The sequence below is a fragment of the Microbispora sp. KK1-11 genome (assembly GCF_006874435.1).
In the GTDB taxonomy this organism is placed as follows: Bacteria; Actinomycetota; Actinomycetes; order Streptosporangiales; family Streptosporangiaceae; genus Microbispora; species Microbispora catharanthi.
This window is the reverse complement of the sequence record NZ_VIRJ01000031.1, coordinates 66838-86475: the sequence shown is the minus strand read 5'-3', so window position 1 is coordinate 86475 and position 19638 is coordinate 66838. Positions and strand designations below refer to the sequence as shown.

Below are 19638 nucleotides of genomic sequence, written 5' to 3'. Positions count from 1 at the left end.
ACGGTACGTGACCAGCATCTTTTAGCCTGCGTAAATCTATTGGGCTGGGGAGATTCGTTACGTAACGTGGTAGCTGAGCGGCCGTCGAGGGGATCGGCGGCCACCACCTCGGGAGAGGGCCCGTCCTTGCGCGACCACCATGCGAGGAGGGCCGGAGCCCCGGTCTGCCTTCGCAGGTCACGGGCCCGGTCCGTTCACCACCAGTCAAGGCAGGGCGCCCACCTCAGGCGCCCGGGGGAGAACGCGTGGCAGTGTCCTCGAGCAACCCGTCCACATCCCGCACCTACGTTCTGGACACGTCTGTCCTGCTCGCCGACCCGGCGGCGATGAGCCGCTTCGCCGAGCACGAGGTCGTCGTCCCGATCGTCGTCATCACGGAACTGGAGGCCAAGCGTCACCACCCCGAGCTCGGCTACTTCGCCCGGGAGGCGCTGCGCTTCCTCGATGACCTCAGAGTGCGGTACGGACGGCTGGATGAGCCCATGCCGATCGGCGACGGGAACATCCGGGTCGAGCTGAACCATAGTGATCCATCCTGCCTCCCGGCGGGCTTCCGCCTGGGCGACAACGACACCCGCATCCTCACCGTCGCGCAGAACCTCGCGGCGGAGGGCAAGGACGTGGTGCTGGTGTCGAAGGACCTTCCGATGCGGGTCAAGGCGGCGTCCATCGGCCTCAGCGCGGAGGAGTACCGCGCCGGCATGGTGGTCGAGTCCGGCTGGACCGGCATGGCGGAGCTCCAGGTCACCACGGAGGAGATGGACGCCCTCTTCGAGGCCGGCACGGCCGACATCGACGAGGCGCGCGACCTGCCGTGCCACACCGGCCTGCGGCTGCTGTCGAGCCGCGGATCGGCGCTCGGCCGCGTCCTGCCGGACAAGTCGGTACGTCTGGTGAGGGGCGACCGTGAGGTCTTCGGGCTGCACGGCCGGTCGGCGGAGCAGCGGATCGCGCTCGACCTGCTGATGGACCCGGACGTCGGCATCGTCTCGATGGGCGGCCGTGCGGGCACCGGCAAGTCCGCGCTGGCGCTGTGCGCGGGCCTGGAGGCGGTGCTGGAGCGCCGTCAGCACCGCAAGATCATCGTCTTTCGCCCCCTGTACGCCGTGGGCGGCCAGGAGCTCGGCTACCTGCCCGGCTCGGAGAACGACAAGATGGGCCCGTGGGCCCAGGCGGTCTACGACACGCTGGGCGCGGTGACGTCCCCGGAGGTCATCGAGGAGGTCATCGACCGGGGCATGCTGGAGGTCCTGCCGCTGACCCACATCCGCGGCCGTTCCCTGCACGACGCCTTCGTGATCGTGGACGAGGCGCAGTCGCTGGAGCGCGGCGTGCTGCTGACCGTGCTGTCCCGCATCGGGGCCAACTCGCGGGTCGTGCTGACCCACGACATCGCCCAGCGCGACAACCTGCGGGTGGGCCGGCACGACGGCGTCGTCGCCGTGGTGGAGAAGCTCAAGGGCCACCCGCTGTTCGCCCACATCACGCTGACCAGGTCCGAGCGGTCGCCGATCGCCGCCCTGGTGACCGAGATGCTGGAGGACATCACGCTCTAGGGAGGGCACAGATCACGGGGGGAGATGGCCGTCCTTGGGGGCCAGATCCCAGAACTCCCGGCAGGTGTGGACCTTCAGGGGGCCGTTCCTGTCGGGAGTCGCGTGAGCGATCTCCACGGCCCAGATCTCCGGGCGCAGCCGCGCCGTACAGGTGATCTGGGCCATGGCGGTCCTGGTGATCTTCCAGCCGCTCACGAACAGCCGTACGCGCAGGCTGAGGGTGTTGTCGGGGTCGTTGCGGCTGCCCGCGTCCGGGACGTACCTGACGAGCTGCACCTGGGCCAGCGTGAGCCCGGTCAGCGCGGTGGACAGTCGGTTCGACGTCCGCCCGCTGGCCGCGAACAGCGCGTCCAGCACGTCGTTGACGTGCGGCGAGCGCGCCGCGACCCGGGTGGGCCACAGCCGGCCGTCCCGCAGCAGGTAGATCGTGACGAGGGTGGGAGTGCCGCTGATGACCGGCGCAGGACCGGCGTCGACCACCCCGGTCGGCACGACCCCGCAGGCCGCCGGCGCCATGAGCAGCCCCGCGAGCAGGGCCGCGGCCGCGCGCCTGATCCGTCTCCCGCTCATGGTTTCGGGATCCAGACGCGAAAGAGGGTGCCGGGGTCGCATCGCTCGGCCATGATCGCGCCGCCGTGCAGTTCGGCGTTGGCCTTGGCGATGGCCAGGCCGAGGCCGCTGCCCACGCTCCTGGCCCGGTCGGTGCCCGCCTTGTAGAAGCGGTCGAAGACGTGGGGGAGGACCTGCTCCGGAATGCCGCTCCCGTGGTCGCGCACGGTCACCTCGAGCGCTCCGTGGTTCTCGCCGCCGACCGCCACCCGCGCGCTCACCACCACGGGGGGCGCGCCGTGGTTGAGCGCGTTGCCGACGAGGTTGGCCACGATCACGTCGAACCTCCGGGCGTCCAGGGAGAACGTGAGCCCGACGGGCACGGTGAGCTTCACCCGGTCGGCCCAGCCCCGCACCTCCAGGCAGTCGGCCAGCGTGTCGCCCACGTCGACGGTCTCCCGGCGGAGCGTGGCGGCGCCCGCGTCGAACCGGCTGATCTCGATGAGGTGCTCGACCAGCACCCGCAGCCGGTCGATCTCGCGGACGACGATCCGCACGGCCTCCCCGGCGTCGTCCGGCAGGTCGTCGGCGTCCTCCGACAGCATGTCCGTCACCGCCGTCATCGCGGTCAGCGGCGTGCGCAGCTCATGGGAGACGTCCGCGACGAACCGCCGCGACATCGACTCCAGCGTCCGCAGCTCCGAGACGGTGTCCTCCAGCGCCGCCGCCGTCTCGTTGAACGTCGCGGTCAGCTCCGCCAGCTCGTCCCTGCCCCGTACGGGGAGGCGGACCTGCAGCTCGCCGGCGCCGAGGGCGCGGGCGGCCGCGCCCAGCCGCCGTACGGGCAGCAGTACCCGCCGGGCCGACAGCAGGGCCAGGGTCAGCGCCAGGATGAGCGTGATGCCTCCGGCCTGCGCGAGGGCGGCCTTGAGGCGGGACAGCACGGCGTTCTCCTCCGACAGCGGCACGAAGACGTAGGCCGTCAGGCCCGTCGGGCGCAGCACGCCGTCGCGGGTGGCCCGCTGGATCTGCGTGGCGACGATCAGCCACGGATGGTCCCTGAGCAGCACCCTCTGGTAGACCAGCCGCCGAGCCGCCTGCCACCGGAGCTGGTCGGGCACGTCGGTCATGGTGAACCTGGCGCCGGTGTTGGAGCGCCGGTGGTCGCCGTAGGTGACGATGACGGTCCGCTCCGGGGCCTCGAGCGCCTGCACCACCCCGGCGAGGTCCTCCTCGGTGACGGTGGTGTCGCTCGGCCAGACCACGTCGCTCGCGCCGATCGGCAGGGTGATCCTGGACAGCGTCTCGCGCACGTCGGCGACCGCGCCCCGCTCCGCGCGCTCCAGGAGACCCCGCCGGACGATCTGGTATCCCAGGCCGGCCACCATGGCGGACGCGGTGACCGCCACCAGCAGGAAGGTGATCACCAGCCGGGCCCGCAGCCCGGTGGGCACCCAGGTCATGGCGGGCTGAAGCGGTACCCGAAGCCGCGCACGGTGTGGATGTAGACGGGGTCGGCGGGCACCGGCTCGATCTTGGCCCTGATGCGCTGCACGCACGCGTCGACCAGCCGCGAGTCCGCCACGTGCGTGTGGTCCCAGACGGCGCGCAGGAGGTAGCGGCGGTTGAGCACCTGACCGGGGTGGCGGACCAGTTCGAGCAGCAGGCGCAGCTCGGTCGGGGTGAGGTGGATCTCCTTGCCCGAGAGGCTCACCTTGAGGGCTCCGCGGTCGATCACGAGGTCGCCGAAGGTGAGGCGGTCGGGCGAGGCCGACTCGAGGCGGCGCAGGATGGCGCGGATGCGGGCGTCCAGGACCCGCGGCTCGACCGGCTTGACGACGTAGTCGTCCGCGCCGGCCTCCAGCCCCACCACCACGTCGAGGTCGTCGCCCCTGGCCGTGAGCAGGATGATCGGCAGCGGGTCGAGCCTGCGGATGCGGCGGCACACCTCGACCCCGTCGATGCCGGGCAGCATGACGTCGAGGATCGCGATCTCGGGACGGCGGGAGCGTACGTGGTCCAGGGCTTCCTCACCGGTGGCGTACGCGGTCACCGAGTGGCCCTGCCGGGTGAGCGCGAGCTCGAGTCCGGCACGGACCGAGGGGTCGTCTTCGACCAGGAGGATGCCTGCCACCAGGTCATTATGGTGCGGACCTCACCAATTCCCCTATTTGTCACAGTCCTGTGACCTCGTCCGCACGCCATCATCAAGAAGCAGGAGCAGGCTGGTGCCGGGCACCCATGCCTCTCCCTGTGGCGCAAAGTGTGACCAAAATCACATTATGGGGGAAAGTCCATGTGATCAGCGGTCGGGTCAAGACGTCACCAAACAGGTACCACGATTCGGTTGCGGAGCACCCCCCACCACAGGGCAAGCTCATAAGCCGTGAGCTCTGGTCAGCAGTTGAAGGATCGCCCCCGCGCCTCCCGGCCCCGGCGGGGAGCCGGCGGCCGCTCCGGGTCGGGCCGGCTGACTCCCAAGCGGATCGCGATCCTCGGCGTCAGCGTGGCCGTGGTCGCGGGCGGGACGGCCTTCGTGGTCCGCACCTCGATCGAGCACAGCAACGCGCCCAAGCAGGTGCTGGGCCCGGACAGCTTCCTCGCCCTCGATCCGAACGCGCCCGACCCCGAGACCGACATCCTCAAGGAACAGGCGGTCCAGGCGCTGCGCAAGGACAGGCTGCAAAGCACCCGTGACGACCGGAAGAAGGGTCTCGACCCGGTCGAGATCGCGCAGAAGGCCCCCGGCGGTGGCGGCTTCACCCCGGCCGACTTCCCGCCCGGCTCCACCCCGGACCCCGGCAGCAACAAGGCGCTCGGCAAGCAGATGGCCGAGGCGCGCGGCTGGGGCGGCGAGTGGGGCTGCCTGGAGAAGCTGTGGGACAGGGAGAGCCACTGGAACGAGCGGGCCATGAACCGCTACAGCGGCGCCTACGGAATCCCCCAGGCGCTGCCGGGCAGCAAAATGGCGAGCGCGGGCTCCGACTGGCAGACCAACCCCGCCACCCAGATCAAGTGGGGCCTCGGCTACATCGCCGGCCGCTACAAGACGCCCTGCGGCGCCTGGGGGCACTCCCAGTCCACCGGCTGGTACTAGACCGCGAAACTCTGGTCAGGGTTTCTCGACCTTTCGGCAAGCCCGCGCGTACGGCGGGGGTCGCACTGCACCCTTGGCCTCATGGGTGTGAAGGTCAGCGTGGTTATGCCCGTGTCCAACCCCGGGCTGTCGAATGACGCCTTCGGCGCGTGTGTGCGCTCGGTGCTGGAGCAGTCGCTCCCGCCGGAAGAGTACGAGGTCGTCTTCGCGGACGACGGGTCGACGGACGGGACCCGCAGGCGGCTCGACGTGATCGCCGAGCAGCGCGACAACGTGCGGGTCCTGCACCTCGACCACAGCGGCTCGCCCGCGCGCGGGCGCAACGTCGGCCTGTCGGTGGCCCGCGGTGAGTACGTCTACCTGCTCGGCCAGTACGACAGGCTTGAGCCGCACGCGCTGGAGCGGATGTACGACAGGGCCGTGGAGACCGACGCCGACGTGCTGATCGGCAGGCTCGCCGACCAGGGGCCGCCGCCGGCCGCCTTCGCCCGCGACCGGGACCGGGCCGACGTGCTGCGCGACCACCTCCTCGCCCTGCCGACGGCGAACAAGCTGTTCAGCCGCGACTTCCTGGAGACCTGCCAGCTCCGCTTCGCCGACCGGCCGCTGTCCGAGCAGGCGTTCGTGACCAGGGCGTACCTCGCCGCGAAGGTGATCGCCGTGCTGGCCGACGAGATCTGCTGCCACCTGGGCCCGGCTTCCTCAGGGACGGCGGAGGACGTGCCGGACGCCGAGGCGCTCTTCGACGGCCTCAACGCGATCTTCGACGTGGTGGACGCCTACACCGAGCCGGGCTCGCAGCGGGAGCGCATCCAGGCCCACTGGTATCGGACGCTCGGGCTGCGCCGTCTCGCGGGCGCGCGGTTCCTCGCCGCCGAACCGGACGAGCGGATGGTCCTGTTCTCCTTCCTGCGCCGCTTCACCCTCGACCGCTTTCCGGCCGCGCTCGACGTCCACCTGCCCGCGCACCTGCGCGCCCGTACGGCGCTGCTGCGCCTGGACCGCCTCGACGCGCTGGTCGCGCTGGCCGAGGCGTCCCGGGGCACCAGGCTCAGCGCGGAGCTGCGGGAGCTGCGCTGGGACCAGGGCGTGCTGCTGCTCGACCTGAGTGTGGAGATCCTTCGGGCCGGGGGCGCCCCGCTGTGGCTGCGGCAGCGGGGCGACCGGCTGCTGTGGACCCCGCCTCCCGGGGTCGAGGGCCTGCTCGACGGCCTGCTCGACGACGAGGGCGCCGACGTGACCGACGCGGTGCGCAGGGCCCGCGTGGAGGTCTGCGTCCGCCACGTGGAGACCGGCGTGGTCCACTCCCTGCCGGTCACCTGCTCGGTGGGCCGCGCGGGCCTCGGGGACCAGGCGCGCGGTGGTCAGGTGCGCGTGTGGGTGAACGGCCAGGCCCGCCTCGACGCCGGCGCGGCGGCCCTCGGACGGCCGCTGCCCGCCGGGCTGTGGGAGGTCCACGTGCGCATGCGGGGCGTCCATGCGGGCCGCACCCGGGTGGCCCGCCCCGCCCTGCCGATGAGCTGCGCGGGCGCGCTCGCCGGCGAGCCCAGGCGGCTCGTCGTGCCGTGCTGGTCCGAGCGCGGCGAGCTGGGCGTCTGCGTGGAGCCGAAGTCGTTCCCCGAGTCGATCGCGCTGGTCTCGTCCCGGGCCACCGTGGCCAGGCAGGAGGGGCACGTCTTCGTCGTCGTGCCCGTGCCGTACGTGCCGCCGAGCGGCGGGCCGCCGGCCGAGCTGGTGCTGCGCGAGCAGGACGGGCGCGGGCGCAGCATGGTCGTGCCCGCGCTGGTCGAGCCGGGGATACCCGGCCGGGTCGCCGGGCAGCTCGTCGCGCGGGTGCCGGTGAGCCGGATCGGCGGGGACGACTGCCTCGGCCCTGGGTCCTGGCGGCCCGCGCTCCGGGTCGACCAGAAGGACGTGGACCTGCTGTTCGGGCTGACGGTGCGCCGCGGCGGGCAGGTGCACGTCCTGCCCGCCGGGGCGTCGCCACAGGCCCCCTCACTGCTGCGGCGCATCGCCGTCCGCGTCCTGCGCGAGCGCCGCTGACCTCGGATCGCGCAGGGCTATCCGCGCAGGTGCGCGAGCAGCGCCGCGCGGAACTCCGCCGGCTTGTCGATGTGCGGGCCGTGGCCGGCGCCCTCGACGACGACCTCCCGGTAGACGCCGTAGCGGTCCAGCGCGGCCCGCGTCTGGGTCACCATGGGCTGGGCGGGCGTGCCGTCCCAGCCGGGCACGGCGCCGATCGCCCCCAGGTGCGCGAGGTCGAACAGCGACGTGTCCGAGACGATCACGTCCTGGTCTCCCCTGATCCAGAGGATGGGCGGCTTCGGGTCGATCTCGTGCAGGTCGTCGATCCGGAAGTTGGTCGGCGCGATCGTGTTGAGCACGCCCCGCTTGCCGGGGACCACGCCCGGCCAGGCGTCCGAGGGCAGGGAGTCGCCCGGGTAGTGGTCCTCGCCGATCCGGGTGGACAGCATCGACTCCACGAACGCGTCCTCCTCCTCACCCAGGTCGGTTCCTGCGGCGACGTACGTGGCGCGCAGCACGGACCGGGGCGAGACGGGGGAGTCGGCCGACCGGTCGCCCGCCTGGAGCGCCGCCACGAACTCGGGGTTGGCCGCGCCGCCGCCGGAGCCCACGCCGTCGGGGCTGGTGAGCACACCGTCCGTGCCCGTGGTGCCGCCGAAGCCGTACGGCGAGACGGGGTTGACCAGCGTCGCGCTGCGGACCGCCTCGGGCCGGTCGCGCATGGCCTGCATGACGACCCCGCCGCCGAGGCTCCAGCCCACCAGGTGCGCGGGCCCGAGCTGGTCGAGCAGCGCGAGCAGGTCGTCGGAGTAGTCGCGCACGCCCCGGCTCGCGTCCACAGGCTCGGGGTCGGAGTCGCCGAAGCCGCGCAGGTCGAGCGCGTAAGGACGGAACCCCTCCGCCGCGATCGCGGTCATCGTCGAGCGCCAGAACGCGCTGGAGGAGACGTTGCCGTGCACGAACACCACCGGGTCGCCCGACGAGTCCGGCACGGACAGGACGTTGAGGGTCAGCCGGGACGTGCTGACGCGCTCGGCGGATATCGGCAGGGTCATGGTGTTGCTCCCAGGGTGCAGGTGTTCTCGAGGTCGCCCGTGGCCGGGCGAGGCAGGGTGGCGTTCGGGGGCGGCGGCGTGCCGGTGCCGATCCACGCCTCCAGCGCGGTGAACGCGCTGCGGAAGCAGGGCAGCAGGGGCCGCAGGCGGTCGGGGAAGGCCGGGTAGAGGCTGTCGACGTGGTTGCCGCCCTCGACGCGGTAGTAGCGCAGCAGCCGGTCACGGTGCCGGTCGGCGATCATCTTGGCGTAGACGTCGGAATCCTCGCGGATCGGCAGCAGCGTGTCCAGGGTGCCGTGGACGACGATCAGCGGGCGCTTGATCTTCCCGCTGAGGCTCACCCTCGCGACCGCCTGCTTCACGGCAGCGGGCCTGGAGGCGTAGTCGTAGTCCGTGTCGCAGCCGGGCGTGCCGGAGGCGCAGAACGGCGTGCCCGCCTCGGCGTCGCCGTCGTAGGTCGGGTCGAACTCCTCGCGGTAGAGGCGCTGGGTGAGGTCCCAGTAGTACTGGTAGTGGAACGGCCACAGGAAGTCGGACTCGGGCGCGAAGCCCGCCGCCGCGACCCCGGCCGTGTCGCCCTTCGCGTACGCGCGCAGCGCGGGCGGCAGGAACGTCAGCAGGTTGGGCCCGTCGGCGGTGAAGAGCGTGCCCTCCCAGTCGACGCCGCCGTCGAACAGGTCGGGACGGTTCTCGATCTGCCAGCGGACCAGGTAGCCGCCGTTGGACTGACCGGCCGCGATCGTCGTGCGGGCCGGCCTGCCGTAACGCTGGCGGACGACGGTCTTGGCGGCGACCGCCAGCTCGCTGACCCGGCGGTTCCACTCGGCCACCGCGTCGCCGGGCCGTACGCCGTCGCGGTAGAACTGGACGCCGGTGTTGCCCTTGTCGGTCGCGGCGTACGCGTAGCCCTTGGCCAGCGCCCAGTCGGAGATCGTGAAGTCGTTGGCGTACGTCTCCCGGTTGCCGGGCGACCCGGCGACGACCAGGCCGCCGTTCCAGTGCTGGGGCAGCCGGATGACGAACTGTGCGTCGTGGTTCCAGCCGTGGTTGGTGTTCCCGGTTGAGGTGTCGGGGAAGTAGCCGTCGATCTGCATGCCGGGCACGCCGCTGGGGTTGACGGCGCCGGGGGAGTTGAGGCCCGACCAGTCCGACTGGTCGGTGTGCCCGGAGGCCAGCGTGCCCTTCGTGGTGAGGTCGTCGAGGCAGGCGATCACCTGCTTCTGCGCGCCGGGCACGGTCACCCCCGGGCAGGCGGCGGCCTCGGACGGGACGGCGGCGGCCAGGGGGAGGGCCAGCGCCAGCGCGGCCAGCATGACGGAGCCGAGGCGCATCAGGCCTCCTTCACGATCGCGGCGGCCTTGGCGGCGCCCGAGGTCGGCTCGATGGCGGACAGGTCGCGGTCGCGGGTCTCCCTGGAGGCGATCACCGCGATGATCGTGAGGATCGCCGCCGCGACCACGTAGACGGAGACCGGCACGCTCGATCCGTACGCGTCGAGCAGGGCGACCGCGATCAGCGGGGCCACGCCGCCGGCCGCGATCGAGGCGAGCTGGTAGCCGATCGACACGCCCGAGTAACGCATCCGGGTGGCGAACAGCTCGGAGAAGAACGCCGCCTGCGGGCCGTACATCGCGCCGTGGAGCAGCAGGCCGACCGTCACCGCCACGGTGACCAGCGCGAAGTTCTTGGTGTCGATCAGCGGGAAGAACGCGAAGGCCCACAGGCCGACGCCGACGGCGCCGAGAAGATAGACGGGCCTGCGGCCGATCCGGTCCGACAGCGCGCCCCACAGCGGGATCGTGATGAAGTGGAACGCCGAGCCGATCAGCACGGCGTTGAGCACGGTGCCCTTGGGCAGGCCCGCCGCCGTCGTGCCGTACACGAGGACGAACGCGGTGATCACGTAGTAGGAGACGTTCTCCGCCATCCGGGCGCCCATCGCCACCAGGACGTCGGCCCAGTGGTGGCGCAGCACGCCGACGATGGGGGCCTTCGGCGCGGGCTCCTGCCGCTCCAGGGCCTCCTGGAACACCGGCGACTCGGTGACCGTCAGCCTGATCCACAGGCCGATCAGCACGAGCACGCCGGACAGCAGGAACGCGATCCGCCAGCCCCAGGCGAGGAAGGCGTCGTCGGGCTGCACCGCGGCCAGCAGCGCCAGCACACCGGTGGCGATCAGGTTGCCGCCGGGAGCGCCGGCCTGTGGCCAGGACGCCCAGAAGCCGCGGTTGCGGGGGTCGCCGTGCTCGGAGACCAGCAGCACCGCGCCGCCCCACTCGCCGCCGAGGGCGAAGCCCTGCACCAGGCGGAGCGCGGTCAGCAGCAGCGGCGCGCCGGCGCCGAGGGCGGCGTACGTCGGCAGGCAGCCGATGAGGAACGTCGACCCGCCCATCATGAGCAGGCTGATGACCAGTAGTCGCTTGCGGCCGAGCCGGTCGCCGTAGTGACCGAAGACCAGGCCGCCGAGGGGCCGGGCGACGAAGCCGACGGCGTAGGTGAGGAACGCCAGCAGCGTGCCGGTCAGCTCGTCCTCGGTGGGGAAGAACAGCTTGTTGAATACCAGGGCGGCGGCCGAGCCGTACAGGAAGAAGTCGTACCACTCGATGGTGGTGCCGATCAGGCTGGCCCCGACGACCTTTCCGATCCGGGCAGGTGGGGTGTTTGCCATGGGAACTCCTCCGATGGGGGGTTCCGCACACGGTATGCAGTGACCGAGGTCACTCCTATGGGGCGCCGCCACACACCTCAGGCGTCCGGCATGTGGGTGCGCAGCCGGTGCAGCCGCAGGGCGAGCTGGATCTCCAGGGCGCGCTCGGGCTCCTGCCAGTCCTCGCCGAGCAGCTGCCCCACCCGGTCGAGCCGCTGGGTCACCGTGTTGACGTGGATGTGCAGGGCCTCGGCCGTACGCGACAGCGAGCCGCCCGTGCCGAAGTAGGCGTTCAGCGTCTTGACCAGGGCGGTTCCCCGGCGCGCGTCGTAGTCGAGCACCGGCCCGAGCGCGCCGGACAGGAAACCGGACACCTCGCGCCGCTCGCCCACCAGCAGGCCGACGAAGCCCAGCTCCTCGGCGCTCGCGCCGTCACCCGTACGGCCGAGGGCCACCAGCGCCCCGGCGCAGCGCCGGGCCTCCTGGTAGGCGGACGCCACCGCCGTCACCGGCCCGGAGGCCGGCGCGGCCCCCGCCGTCGCCGGGCGGCCGAGCGAGGCGCTCAGCTCGGCCGCGACGCGCCGGGCCAGCGCGCCGGGCCGGTCGCCGGGCAGCAGCAGCACGACCTCGTCGCCCCGGGCGGTGGCCAGGCCGTGCGCCAGCGTCGCCTGCGACGACGCCCAGAAGGCGCCGCGCTCCCGCTGCCCGTCGTGCCGTGCCACGACCAGCACGTGCGGCGCGTCGAGATCGACGCCGAGCCGCCGCGCCCGGTCGTCCAGCCCGCGCAGCTCGGGACGGGAGACCAGGTCGTCGAGCAGCTCGCCGCGCACCCGTCCCTCCGCCTCGGCCACGCTGCGGCGGAACAGCAGCAGCAGCGCGGTGACGATCGCGGCGCGCTCCAGGATCCGCTGGTCGGTGTCGGACACCGGGTCGTCGGTCCGCAGGACCAGCGTGCACAGCGGCGCCGCCCCGACGTCCACGGACGCGACGTACGCGTCGCCCCGCTTGACCGTGCGGCCCAGCGCCCGCGAGGACTGGGCGGCGTCGAAGACACCCGTGTCCAGGTCGCCGGACTCGCCCACGAGGGGGCGGCCCTCGTCGTCCAGCACGGTCAGGCGGCCGCCCAGCACCTCGGTGACGACCGCGGCGACGTCCTCGACCCCGCCGCCGCGCAGCACGAGGCCGGTCATCCTGTCGTGCGCGTCCGCGGCCCGCTCGATCGACTCGCTGTGCGCTCTGATCAGCGTGTTCGCCCCGCTCAGCTCGGCCAGCGCGGCCCGGGTCTCCTGCAGCAGCCGGGCGGTGTCGATGGCCACGGCGGCGTGCGCCGCCAGCGAGCACAGCAGCGCCACCTCCTCCTGCGCGAACGGCCTGGCGCTGCGGTTGGCCGCGAACAGCACGCCGATGACCTGCGTGCCGAGCCGCAGCGGCACCCCGAGGATCGCCACCAGGCCCTCCTCGTGGACGGCCACGTCGATCGTGTTCGTGTGCCGGAACCTGGGGTCGGCGAAGTAGTCCGCCGTGTTGTACGGCGTGCCGCTCTGCGCCACCAGCCCGCCCAGCCCGGCGCCCATGGGCAGCCGCAGCCGCCGGAAGCTCGCCGAGATCGACCCGTCGGTCACCCGCATGTAGGTGTCGCCGCGCTCGGGGTCGTTCAGCGTCATGTACGCGATGTCGGTCGCGAGCAGTTGCCTGGCCCGGTGCACGATGGCCTCGAGCACCGCGTCGAGGTCGCGCAGCCCGGCCAGGTCGCTCGCGGTGTCGAACAGCGCCGACAACTCCGCCTCCCGCTTGGCCCGCCGCCGCAGCACGGCCCGCACCTGCAGCGCCGCGACCTTGGCCCGCTCCAGCTCCTCCAGCGTCGCGGAGTCGGCCCCGGCCGCCCTGGCCTGCAGGATCGGGCCCTCGAACTCGACCGCCGAGGCCTCACGGGCGAGCAGGTCGAGGTAGGCCCGGGCGCCGTCCGTGTGCTTCGGGGCCGTCGCGTTCTTGGGAACCGGAGTGGTCAGCGCGCGCTCCATCCTCCGTCGACGGGGATCGAGACGCCGGTGACGAACGATCCCTGCGGGCCGCACAGGTAGGCGACCATCTCGGCCACCTCGTCCGGCTCGATCAGCCGCTTGATCGCCGCGGGGGCGAGCATGATCTGCTCCACCACCTCGTCCTCGCTGATCCCGTGGGTGCGCGCCTGGTCGGCGATCTGGTTCTCCACCAGCGGCGTCCGGACGTACGCGGGATTGACGCAGTTGGAGGTCACGCCGTGCGGCGCTCCTTCGAGGGCGATCACCTTCGACAGGCCCTCCAGCGCGTGCTTGGCCGTCACGTAGGCGGCCTTGAACGGCGAGGCGCGCAGGCCGTGCACCGAGGAGATGTTGACGATGCGGCCCCAGCCGCGCTCGTACATGCCGGGCAGCACGTCGCGCGCGAGCAGGAACGGCGCCTCGACCATCACCCGCATGATCTTGCTGAAGATCTCGGGCGGGAACTCCTCGATGGGGGCCACGTGCTGGAACCCCGCGTTGTTCACCACGATGTCGGCCTGGAGGCGGGTGTCCGGCGAGGGCGGGAGCTGGCCCCGCCAGGCCATCAGGAACTCCGGATCGGACAGGTCGACGGCCACCGGCGTGCCGCCGATCTCGGCCGCCACCTTGCCCGCGGCCTCGGCGTTCATGTCGGCGACGACGACGTGTGCGCCCTCGGCGGCCAGGCGCCGGGCACACGCCCGTCCGATGCCGCTCCCCGCGCCGGTGACGAGGGCCGTACGCCCTTCAAGGCTCATGCTGCCTCACGATAGGAACCAGGTTCCGCCCGGCACATGGCCGCCGACGACATAGATGCCCGCCTTCCTATGTGGGGCGGGTCATGGACAGCACGTCCAGTGCCTGGTCGAGCTGCTCCTCGGTCAGCGCGCCGCTCGCCACGTGGCCGCGCTCTATGACGACCTCCCGGATCGTCTTGCGCTCCTTCAGCGCCTGCTTGGCGATCTTGGCGGCCTCCTCGTACCCCACATATCGGTTGAGCGGGGTGACGATCGAGGGCGACGACTCGGCGTACTCGCGCAGGCGCTCCACGTTGGCGGTGATCCCGCCGACGCACCGGTCGGCGAGCAGCCGTGACACGTTGGCCAGCAGCCGGATCGACTCCAGCACGTTGCGGGCCATCACCGGCAGCATCACGTTGAGCTCGAACGATCCCGAGGCCCCGGCCATCGTGATCGCGGCGTCGTTGCCCACGACCTGCGCGGCCACCATCGTGACGGCCTCCGGGATCACCGGGTTGACCTTCCCCGGCATGATCGACGAGCCCGGCTGCAGGTCGGGCAGGTTGATCTCGGCCAGCCCCGCGCGCGGGCCCGACCCCATCCAGCGCAGGTCATTGGCGATCTTGTTGAGCGAGACGGCGATCACCTTGAGCATGCCCGACAGCTCGACCAGCCCGTCACGCGCGCCCTGCGCCTCGAAGTGGTCCCTGGCCTCCGTGAACGGCAGGCCGGTCGTCCGGCTCAGCTCGGCGATCACGGCCTGCGCCCAGCCGGGGCCCGGCACGTTCACGCCGGTGCCCACGGCCGTGCCGCCCAGCGGCAGCTCGGCCAGGCGCGGCAGCGCGGCCTGCAGCCGTTCGAGTGCCAGCTCGATCTGGGTGGAGTAGCCGCCGAACTCCTGGCCGAGCGTGACCGGCGTCGCGTCCATCAGGTGGGTGCGGCCCGACTTCACCATGTCGGCGAACTCGGTCGCCTTCTCCTCCAGTGCGGTCGCCAGGTGCTCCAGCGCGGGCGTCAGCTCGTGCACCACGGCGTACGTCGCCGCGACGTGGATGGAGGACGGGAAGACGTCGTTGGACGACTGGGCGGCGTTGACGTGATCGTTCGGATGGACGGCCCGGCCGAGCCGCTCCTGCGCGAGCGTGGCGACCACCTCGTTCATGTTCATGTTCGACGAGGTGCCTGAGCCGGTCTGGAAGACGTCCACAGGGAACTGGTCGTCCCAGCGTCCCTCGGCGACCTCCTCGGCCGCCTCCTGGACGGCCTGCGCCATGTCCTTGTCGATGACGCCGTACTCGGCGTTGACCTTCGCGCAGGCGGCCTTGATGCGGGCGAGCGCCGCGATGTGCGCCGGCTCGAGCCCCCGGCCGGACACCGGGAAGTTCTCCACCGCCCGCTGCGTCTGGGCCCGCCACTTGGCACGGGCGGGCACCCGGACCTCGCCCATGGAGTCGTGCTCGATGCGGAATTCGTCCATGTCCCAGTCCTTCAGCCTCTCCCCGTCGCATCGTTCCTGCCCGGATGCGCGCCTTCTGAACGGTCGGTCTCGACCACCGCGCCGCCCGTGACCTCTGCGGGCAGCTCCGAGCCCGTCGCCCTCCGGAAGGCCGCCGCGACTCTTTCAGGGTCGTTCCGGTACTCATCACGCAGGTCTGCCGTGATCGCCTCGATCGTCTCCCGCATTCCCTCGGTGAGTCGCCACGCGGCGGCCAGGTGCTCCACGGCTTCTTCGCTGTAGCTGAAGAGCTGGGCGGCGGAGCGGAGATCCGCGGCCATGACCGCCGGCTCGGCGGCAAGGGCCAGCCCGTCGAGTTCCGGGTCGCCGAGAAAATGCACCATGTCGAGTGTGTGAGGACCCGGCAGGGGTCCGTCCTCATCCCGCCCGGGTCCGAAGCCACCCACGCGCCGGTAGGCGGCATGGCCGATGTATCGGACGATCAGGTTGCGGTTGCCATGCCGGAATATCCGCTCGACCTGGAAGTGCCGGACCAGGCTCTCGAATGCCTCTCCGCTCAGGCGCGCGTACCAGAGAGACGTCAGGTGAGGCCAGGAGTAGACGGGACGCCTGTCGCCGGGGAACAGCCGGTCGGCGGTGATTCCGTCGGCGACGAGGGAGGCGAGGATCACGAGGTTGGCCGTGTAGTAGGCGCACCGGGTGACGAACGTGTTCCTCCCGGGCCGGTAGTCGGTGTGGCTCTGGACGGTCCGGGTCTCGGCGCCGTGCAGCAGCCGGACGAGCAGGTCCGTGGCCGGCTCGCGATCGAGAGCGGGCAGCAGGTCGCGGAGGAACGCCACGATCGGCTGTCGTTCGGTGAGCACCGAGAACGACAGCAGCGCGTAGAGGAGTCCGTCGTCCGGCTGCGGGCGGCCGGGGAACGGGTCGGCCGCAGTCGCGATCTCGCGGGCGACCATGCCGCGCAGGACGTCACGCGTCATCCGGGCGACCAGGTACTCGCCGAAGGTGGCGTGCAGGAACTCGTACGTCTGTAGCGAGGCGTTGTCCCGCACGGCGGACGCCTGGTGGACGAAGAAGAACTTCCCGATCACCCGGTCGGCTCGGGAGAGGGGTGCCTGGAAGCTCGTCGTCTGGGCCGCCGGAGCCGGGAGTAGCGCGGCCAGGTCGCCGTTGAGGTCGTCTGTCGTGACCCACTGCCTGCCCCGGTTGAACATCGCGAACGCCGCCACGGCCAGGGTGCGCAACTCCAGCTCCACGGCCTGCGCCGCCGCCGTCTCCGGCAGCCCCGGCTGGTGCTTGTCCACCTCCCGGCGGGCGAAGCGGGTCAGCAACCGCTCGTACAGTTCCGCCTGGCTGAGCCCGGTCTCACCGCGTTGCAGGGCATTGGCGTCGGCGTCGTACAGCGCGAGCATCAGCAGCAGCAGCGGTTGCGACGCCAGGTCGCCCTGCGCCAGCGCGGTCTCCGGCGACAGCGGTTCCAGGTCATGCGCGGTGAAGTAGTCCTGGTTCGCGGCGTTCCATACTGCCAGCCAGCGGTGGACCTGCTCCGCGCTGAAGGGGTCGAGCCGGATCGTCAGGCATCCCGGCGGGAAGCGCATCCGGTCGGCGACAGCCGTGCGTGTGGTCACGAGCACGACCGCAGGGCGGCCCAGCTCAGCCTCCCGGCGCTGGAAGTCGGCCACCCGGCTCAGATAGTCGGACCGGTGGACGCCCGTGGCCTGGAGCAGCTCGTCCAGCCCGTCGAGCATGATCACCGGCAGCGCGCCCTCCGCCGACCGCGTCAGCTCAGGCCAGCTGAGGTGCTCCCCGATGGCCTCCCGCACGGCGGCCTCGATCTGCTCCTGGATCGTCCCGTCGGCAGGCACCTCCCGCAGCGGCACCCGCACCGGGAGATAGTCGCCGGCCGGGAGGCGACCGGCCAGGATCTTGGTGAGCACGGACTTCCCGGCCCCGGGCTGGCCCAGCACGACCAGCGGCGTCCTGGTGGCCTCTGCCGAAGTGAAGTAGCGGGCCAGGAAGCCTGCGATGTCGTCGCGCGGCTCCCTCTGGTCCCACCACGATTCGGCGCTCGGATCGGCCTGCTCTCCGTACTCGGCCGGCCGGAAGTCCGGGTTCACGTACGCCTCGACGAGGGTGGGCATGCGCATGCCCGGGGGGACCTCGCCGGACTGTGCGATCGGGCGGTCGAGGACGGCCCGATGGGCGCGCGACAGCGTGTGCCCGTGCTCGGGTGCTCGGGTGCGGGCCGCGACCTCGGTGAGCAGCATCTCCAGCTCGCCCAGCCCGGTGGCGAGTCGCCGCCGCTCGATCACGTCCCGCCACAGCGCGAACTCGGGGATGTCCAGAGCCAGCCGCCGGTGCAGCTCCTCGTACTTCCGGCAGGCGGCCTCGGGCAGTTCCTCCTCGATCGCCGTTTTGGCGCGTGCCCATTCGGTCGCGTCCAGCCGGTCGCGGACCGCCAGCCCCGAGACGAACCCGGTCAGCGCCGACGCGAGCCCCTCGTAGTACTCCTCGATGGAATCGAGCAAGTCCGCGTAGGAGCGATCGGCCCGTAGACCGGCCGGCGCGATCCTCATCAGCGTGTCGACGATCGATCCCGGTCGTGGGCCGGATCCGGCCAGCATCCCCTCCTCGGCCCTGGTGAGGCGGAGTTCCTTCGGATCGAACGGCAGGGGCAGCTCGCCGAGGGCTTCGAAGAACGCCGCGACGACGAGGACGGCCTGGGCCGCCTCCAGCCGGGCCGTACGGTCATACCGGTTGAGGCCCGTCGCCCGGTCGCGAAGCACGCCGGTCGCCTCGCCCACCAGCCGTACGGCCTCGTCCTTGATGTCGAACAGGGACAACCCCGGCACGGCGTCGATCAGGGTGCCGGTGAGGGCCTTCACGACCTTGCTCTCCTGCCCGAGCAGGCGGACGGCATCGGCGTAGCTGATCCCTTTGCGCACCGGTCACTCCAGGGGATACCGAATCACTTGGCGAAGATGAAGACGCCCAGGAGGATCAGCACGAGGACGCCGAAGAGCGCGATCACCATCGTCACGAGCACCCGGACCTGCGTCTTGGCGTCCGGGCCGGCGGGACTCTGCATCGCGAACAGGTCCGTGCCCAGGCTGGGCGGCCTTCCCGGGCCGCCGTCCCCGGGCTGGAAGGCGCCGGGCTGGAAGGTATCGGGGTACGGCGGGCCGGCGGGAGGCCCCGGCATGACGGGCACGGGACGGTTCTGGGCGACAGGGCCGGGTGGCGGGGGCGTCGCCGGTCCCCGGCCGGGCAGCCTTCCGGGCACCGTGGTGCTGTGCCTGTCGGCGGCGTCGGGGACGGGCTCGCCTGCGGCGCCGTTCTGGGGCCCGCCCGGGGGCGGGGAAGGGAGGCGGAGGCCGCCTGCGGGGCGGGGGACGACCATGGTGCGGTTCGCGTCGTCCTCGTCGTCTCCGGTCATGTTCCCTCCGGGGGGTCGGGCGGCCGCCCCAGTGGCGGCCCCAATGGCGGCCCCAGTGGGGGCCGGGGCGCCGCCGCGAGACTCCGCGACGGGGGCATGGTCGGCCGAGCCGTTACCGTCAGGGCGCGCCTTCGCCTCACCTGGGGGAGCGGGGGCAGGCGGGGGCGATGCCGGGGGCATTGCGGGCACCGCGGGAATGGAGCCCGTGGGGGTGTCGGCGATCAGGCGCAGCATCGCGGCGGCGCGCTCCGGCGTGAGGCGCGCGGTGTGGTCCTTCACCAGCAGCCCGTCCAGGACCTGCCGCAGCGGCCCGGCCTGGGCGGGCGGGTCGGCCTCCTCTGTCATCAACGCGGCCAGCGTCTCGCCGACGGTCGAGCGCTCGTAGGCCGGTCGTCCCTCGACGGCGAAGTACAGCGTCGCGCCGAGCGACCACAGGTCGGACTCGGGGCCGGTGTAATCGCCCCGGGCCCGCTCCGGGGCGGTGTACCCCGGCGAGCCGATCACCATGCCGGTCTGGGTGAGCGCGTGGTCGCCCAGCGCCTTGGCGATGCCGAAGTCGGTCAGCACCACTCTGCCCGTCTCGGTCAGCAGCACGTTCGCCGGTTTGACGTCGCGGTGCAGGATGTCCTGGGCGTGGGCCGCCCGCAGCGCGCCGAGCAGGTCGTAACCGATCTCCGCGACCAGACGCGGCGGCAGCGGCCCCTCCTCGTCGATCACCTGTTCCAGCGAGCGGCCCTCGACGAGCTCCATGATGATCCACGGGATGCCGTCGGACACGATCACGTCGTGGATGGTGGCGACGGAGGGATGGCTCACGCGCGCGGCCATGCGGCCCTCGCGCATCATGCGTTCGCGCAGCTCCTGCCGTTGCCGTGGGCTGAGCGAGGGGTCCTGGCGGATCTCCTTGACCGCGATCTCCCGGCCCAGCGACCGGTCGTACGCCCGCCAGACGGTGCCCATGGTTCCCCGGCCGATGCGGGTGCGCAGCTCGTAGCGGTCGGCGAGCGGCCGAGGGTGCTGTTCCGGCATATCTAGAAAGATAGCGATTCCACCTTG

The 19638-nt window shown here is 72.0% G+C and carries 14 protein-coding genes; 3 read left to right on the top strand and 11 right to left on the bottom strand.

Annotated elements, in window-relative coordinates; genetic code table 11:
* The first annotated feature begins 245 nt into the window (after positions 1-245).
* Positions 246-1556 carry a PhoH family protein gene (locus FLW16_RS33880; protein WP_142564383.1) on the top strand — a complete coding sequence of 437 codons (1311 nt, stop codon included), beginning with the start codon at positions 246-248 and terminating at the stop codon, positions 1554-1556.
* 12 nt (positions 1557-1568) lie between these two features.
* Here FLW16_RS33880 and FLW16_RS33875 read toward each other — a convergent pair whose 3' ends face one another.
* Genes FLW16_RS33875 through FLW16_RS33865 form a run of 3 tightly spaced genes read right to left on the bottom strand, consistent with a single transcriptional unit; the run spans position 1569 to position 4239 of the window.
* On the bottom strand, positions 1569-2126 hold the full coding sequence (locus FLW16_RS33875; protein WP_142564381.1) for a hypothetical protein: 558 nt from the start codon (positions 2124-2126) through the stop codon (positions 1569-1571).
* Positions 2123-3568 carry a cell wall metabolism sensor histidine kinase WalK gene (locus tag FLW16_RS33870; RefSeq protein WP_142564379.1) on the bottom strand — a complete coding sequence of 482 codons (1446 nt, stop codon included), beginning with the start codon at positions 3566-3568 and terminating at the stop codon, positions 2123-2125. The genes FLW16_RS33875 and FLW16_RS33870 overlap by 4 nt, the downstream gene beginning before the upstream one ends.
* Complete coding sequence (locus tag FLW16_RS33865; protein ID WP_142564377.1) at positions 3565-4239, bottom strand: response regulator transcription factor; 675 nt, start codon at positions 4237-4239, stop codon at positions 3565-3567. Before FLW16_RS33865 ends, FLW16_RS33870 begins: the two co-directional genes overlap by 4 nt.
* Before the next feature lie 270 nt (positions 4240-4509).
* Here FLW16_RS33865 and FLW16_RS33860 point away from each other — a divergent pair, with 270 nt between their 5' ends.
* Together FLW16_RS33860 and FLW16_RS33855 are read left to right on the top strand one after the other, a co-directional pair.
* Complete coding sequence (locus FLW16_RS33860; RefSeq protein WP_260615865.1) at positions 4510-5202, top strand: lytic transglycosylase domain-containing protein; 693 nt, start codon at positions 4510-4512, stop codon at positions 5200-5202.
* Positions 5203-5283: 81 nt separating this feature from the next.
* The gene (locus tag FLW16_RS33855; protein ID WP_142564372.1) at positions 5284-7245 is read left to right on the top strand and encodes a glycosyltransferase family 2 protein; all 1962 of its coding nucleotides are present in this window, start codon (positions 5284-5286) and stop codon (positions 7243-7245) included.
* A 17-nt stretch (positions 7246-7262) separates the two neighbouring features.
* Here FLW16_RS33855 and FLW16_RS33850 read toward each other — a convergent pair whose 3' ends face one another.
* The 8 genes from FLW16_RS33850 to FLW16_RS33815 all read right to left on the bottom strand — a co-directional run bounded on the left by FLW16_RS33850 (position 7263) and on the right by FLW16_RS33815 (position 19611).
* Positions 7263-8282 (bottom strand): alpha/beta fold hydrolase, encoded by a 1020-nt coding sequence (locus FLW16_RS33850; protein WP_142564370.1) that lies wholly within the window; start codon positions 8280-8282, stop codon positions 7263-7265.
* Positions 8279-9613: a 3-hydroxybutyrate oligomer hydrolase family protein gene (locus FLW16_RS33845; RefSeq protein ID WP_142564368.1), complete on the bottom strand. Its 1335-nt coding sequence runs from the start codon at positions 9611-9613 to the stop codon at positions 8279-8281. The genes FLW16_RS33850 and FLW16_RS33845 overlap by 4 nt, the downstream gene beginning before the upstream one ends.
* Positions 9613-10950 (bottom strand): MFS transporter, encoded by a 1338-nt coding sequence (locus tag FLW16_RS33840; RefSeq protein WP_142564366.1) that lies wholly within the window; start codon positions 10948-10950, stop codon positions 9613-9615. The genes FLW16_RS33845 and FLW16_RS33840 overlap by 1 nt, the downstream gene beginning before the upstream one ends.
* 77 nt (positions 10951-11027) lie before the next feature.
* Positions 11028-12950, bottom strand: coding sequence for a helix-turn-helix domain-containing protein (locus tag FLW16_RS33835; protein WP_142564364.1), 1923 nt, complete (start codon positions 12948-12950; stop codon positions 11028-11030).
* On the bottom strand, positions 12935-13708 hold the full coding sequence (locus tag FLW16_RS33830) for a 3-hydroxybutyrate dehydrogenase (RefSeq protein ID WP_142564362.1): 774 nt from the start codon (positions 13706-13708) through the stop codon (positions 12935-12937). The genes FLW16_RS33835 and FLW16_RS33830 overlap by 16 nt, the downstream gene beginning before the upstream one ends.
* 67 nt (positions 13709-13775) lie before the next feature.
* On the bottom strand, positions 13776-15167 hold the full coding sequence (locus FLW16_RS33825; protein ID WP_142564360.1) for an aspartate ammonia-lyase: 1392 nt from the start codon (positions 15165-15167) through the stop codon (positions 13776-13778).
* 11 nt (positions 15168-15178) lie between these two features.
* On the bottom strand, positions 15179-18091 hold the full coding sequence (locus tag FLW16_RS44080) for an NACHT domain-containing NTPase (RefSeq protein WP_185949712.1): 2913 nt from the start codon (positions 18089-18091) through the stop codon (positions 15179-15181).
* Between the two features lie 23 nt (positions 18092-18114).
* The gene (locus FLW16_RS33815; RefSeq protein WP_142564358.1) at positions 18115-19611 is read right to left on the bottom strand and encodes a serine/threonine-protein kinase; all 1497 of its coding nucleotides are present in this window, start codon (positions 19609-19611) and stop codon (positions 18115-18117) included.
* Positions 19612-19638 lie beyond the last annotated feature (27 nt).

What these genes read in the sequence shown, in the direction of transcription:
- FLW16_RS33875 (WP_142564381.1), bottom strand. Translation starts at nt 2,126, where the DNA reads ATGAGCGGGAGACGGATCAGGCGCGCGGCCGCGGCCCTGCTCGCGGGG.
- FLW16_RS33870 (WP_142564379.1), bottom strand. Translation starts at nt 3,568, where the DNA reads ATGACCTGGGTGCCCACCGGGCTGCGGGCCCGGCTGGTGATCACCTTC.
- FLW16_RS33855 (WP_142564372.1), top strand. Translation starts at nt 5,284, where the DNA reads ATGGGTGTGAAGGTCAGCGTGGTTATGCCCGTGTCCAACCCCGGGCTG.
- FLW16_RS33850 (WP_142564370.1), bottom strand. Translation starts at nt 8,282, where the DNA reads ATGACCCTGCCGATATCCGCCGAGCGCGTCAGCACGTCCCGGCTGACC.
- FLW16_RS33845 (WP_142564368.1), bottom strand. Translation starts at nt 9,613, where the DNA reads ATGCGCCTCGGCTCCGTCATGCTGGCCGCGCTGGCGCTGGCCCTCCCC.
- FLW16_RS33840 (WP_142564366.1), bottom strand. Translation starts at nt 10,950, where the DNA reads ATGGCAAACACCCCACCTGCCCGGATCGGAAAGGTCGTCGGGGCCAGC.
- FLW16_RS33835 (WP_142564364.1), bottom strand. Translation starts at nt 12,950, where the DNA reads ATGGAGCGCGCGCTGACCACTCCGGTTCCCAAGAACGCGACGGCCCCG.
- FLW16_RS33830 (WP_142564362.1), bottom strand. Translation starts at nt 13,708, where the DNA reads ATGAGCCTTGAAGGGCGTACGGCCCTCGTCACCGGCGCGGGGAGCGGC.
- FLW16_RS33825 (WP_142564360.1), bottom strand. Translation starts at nt 15,167, where the DNA reads ATGGACGAATTCCGCATCGAGCACGACTCCATGGGCGAGGTCCGGGTG.
- FLW16_RS33815 (WP_142564358.1), bottom strand. Translation starts at nt 19,611, where the DNA reads ATGCCGGAACAGCACCCTCGGCCGCTCGCCGACCGCTACGAGCTGCGC.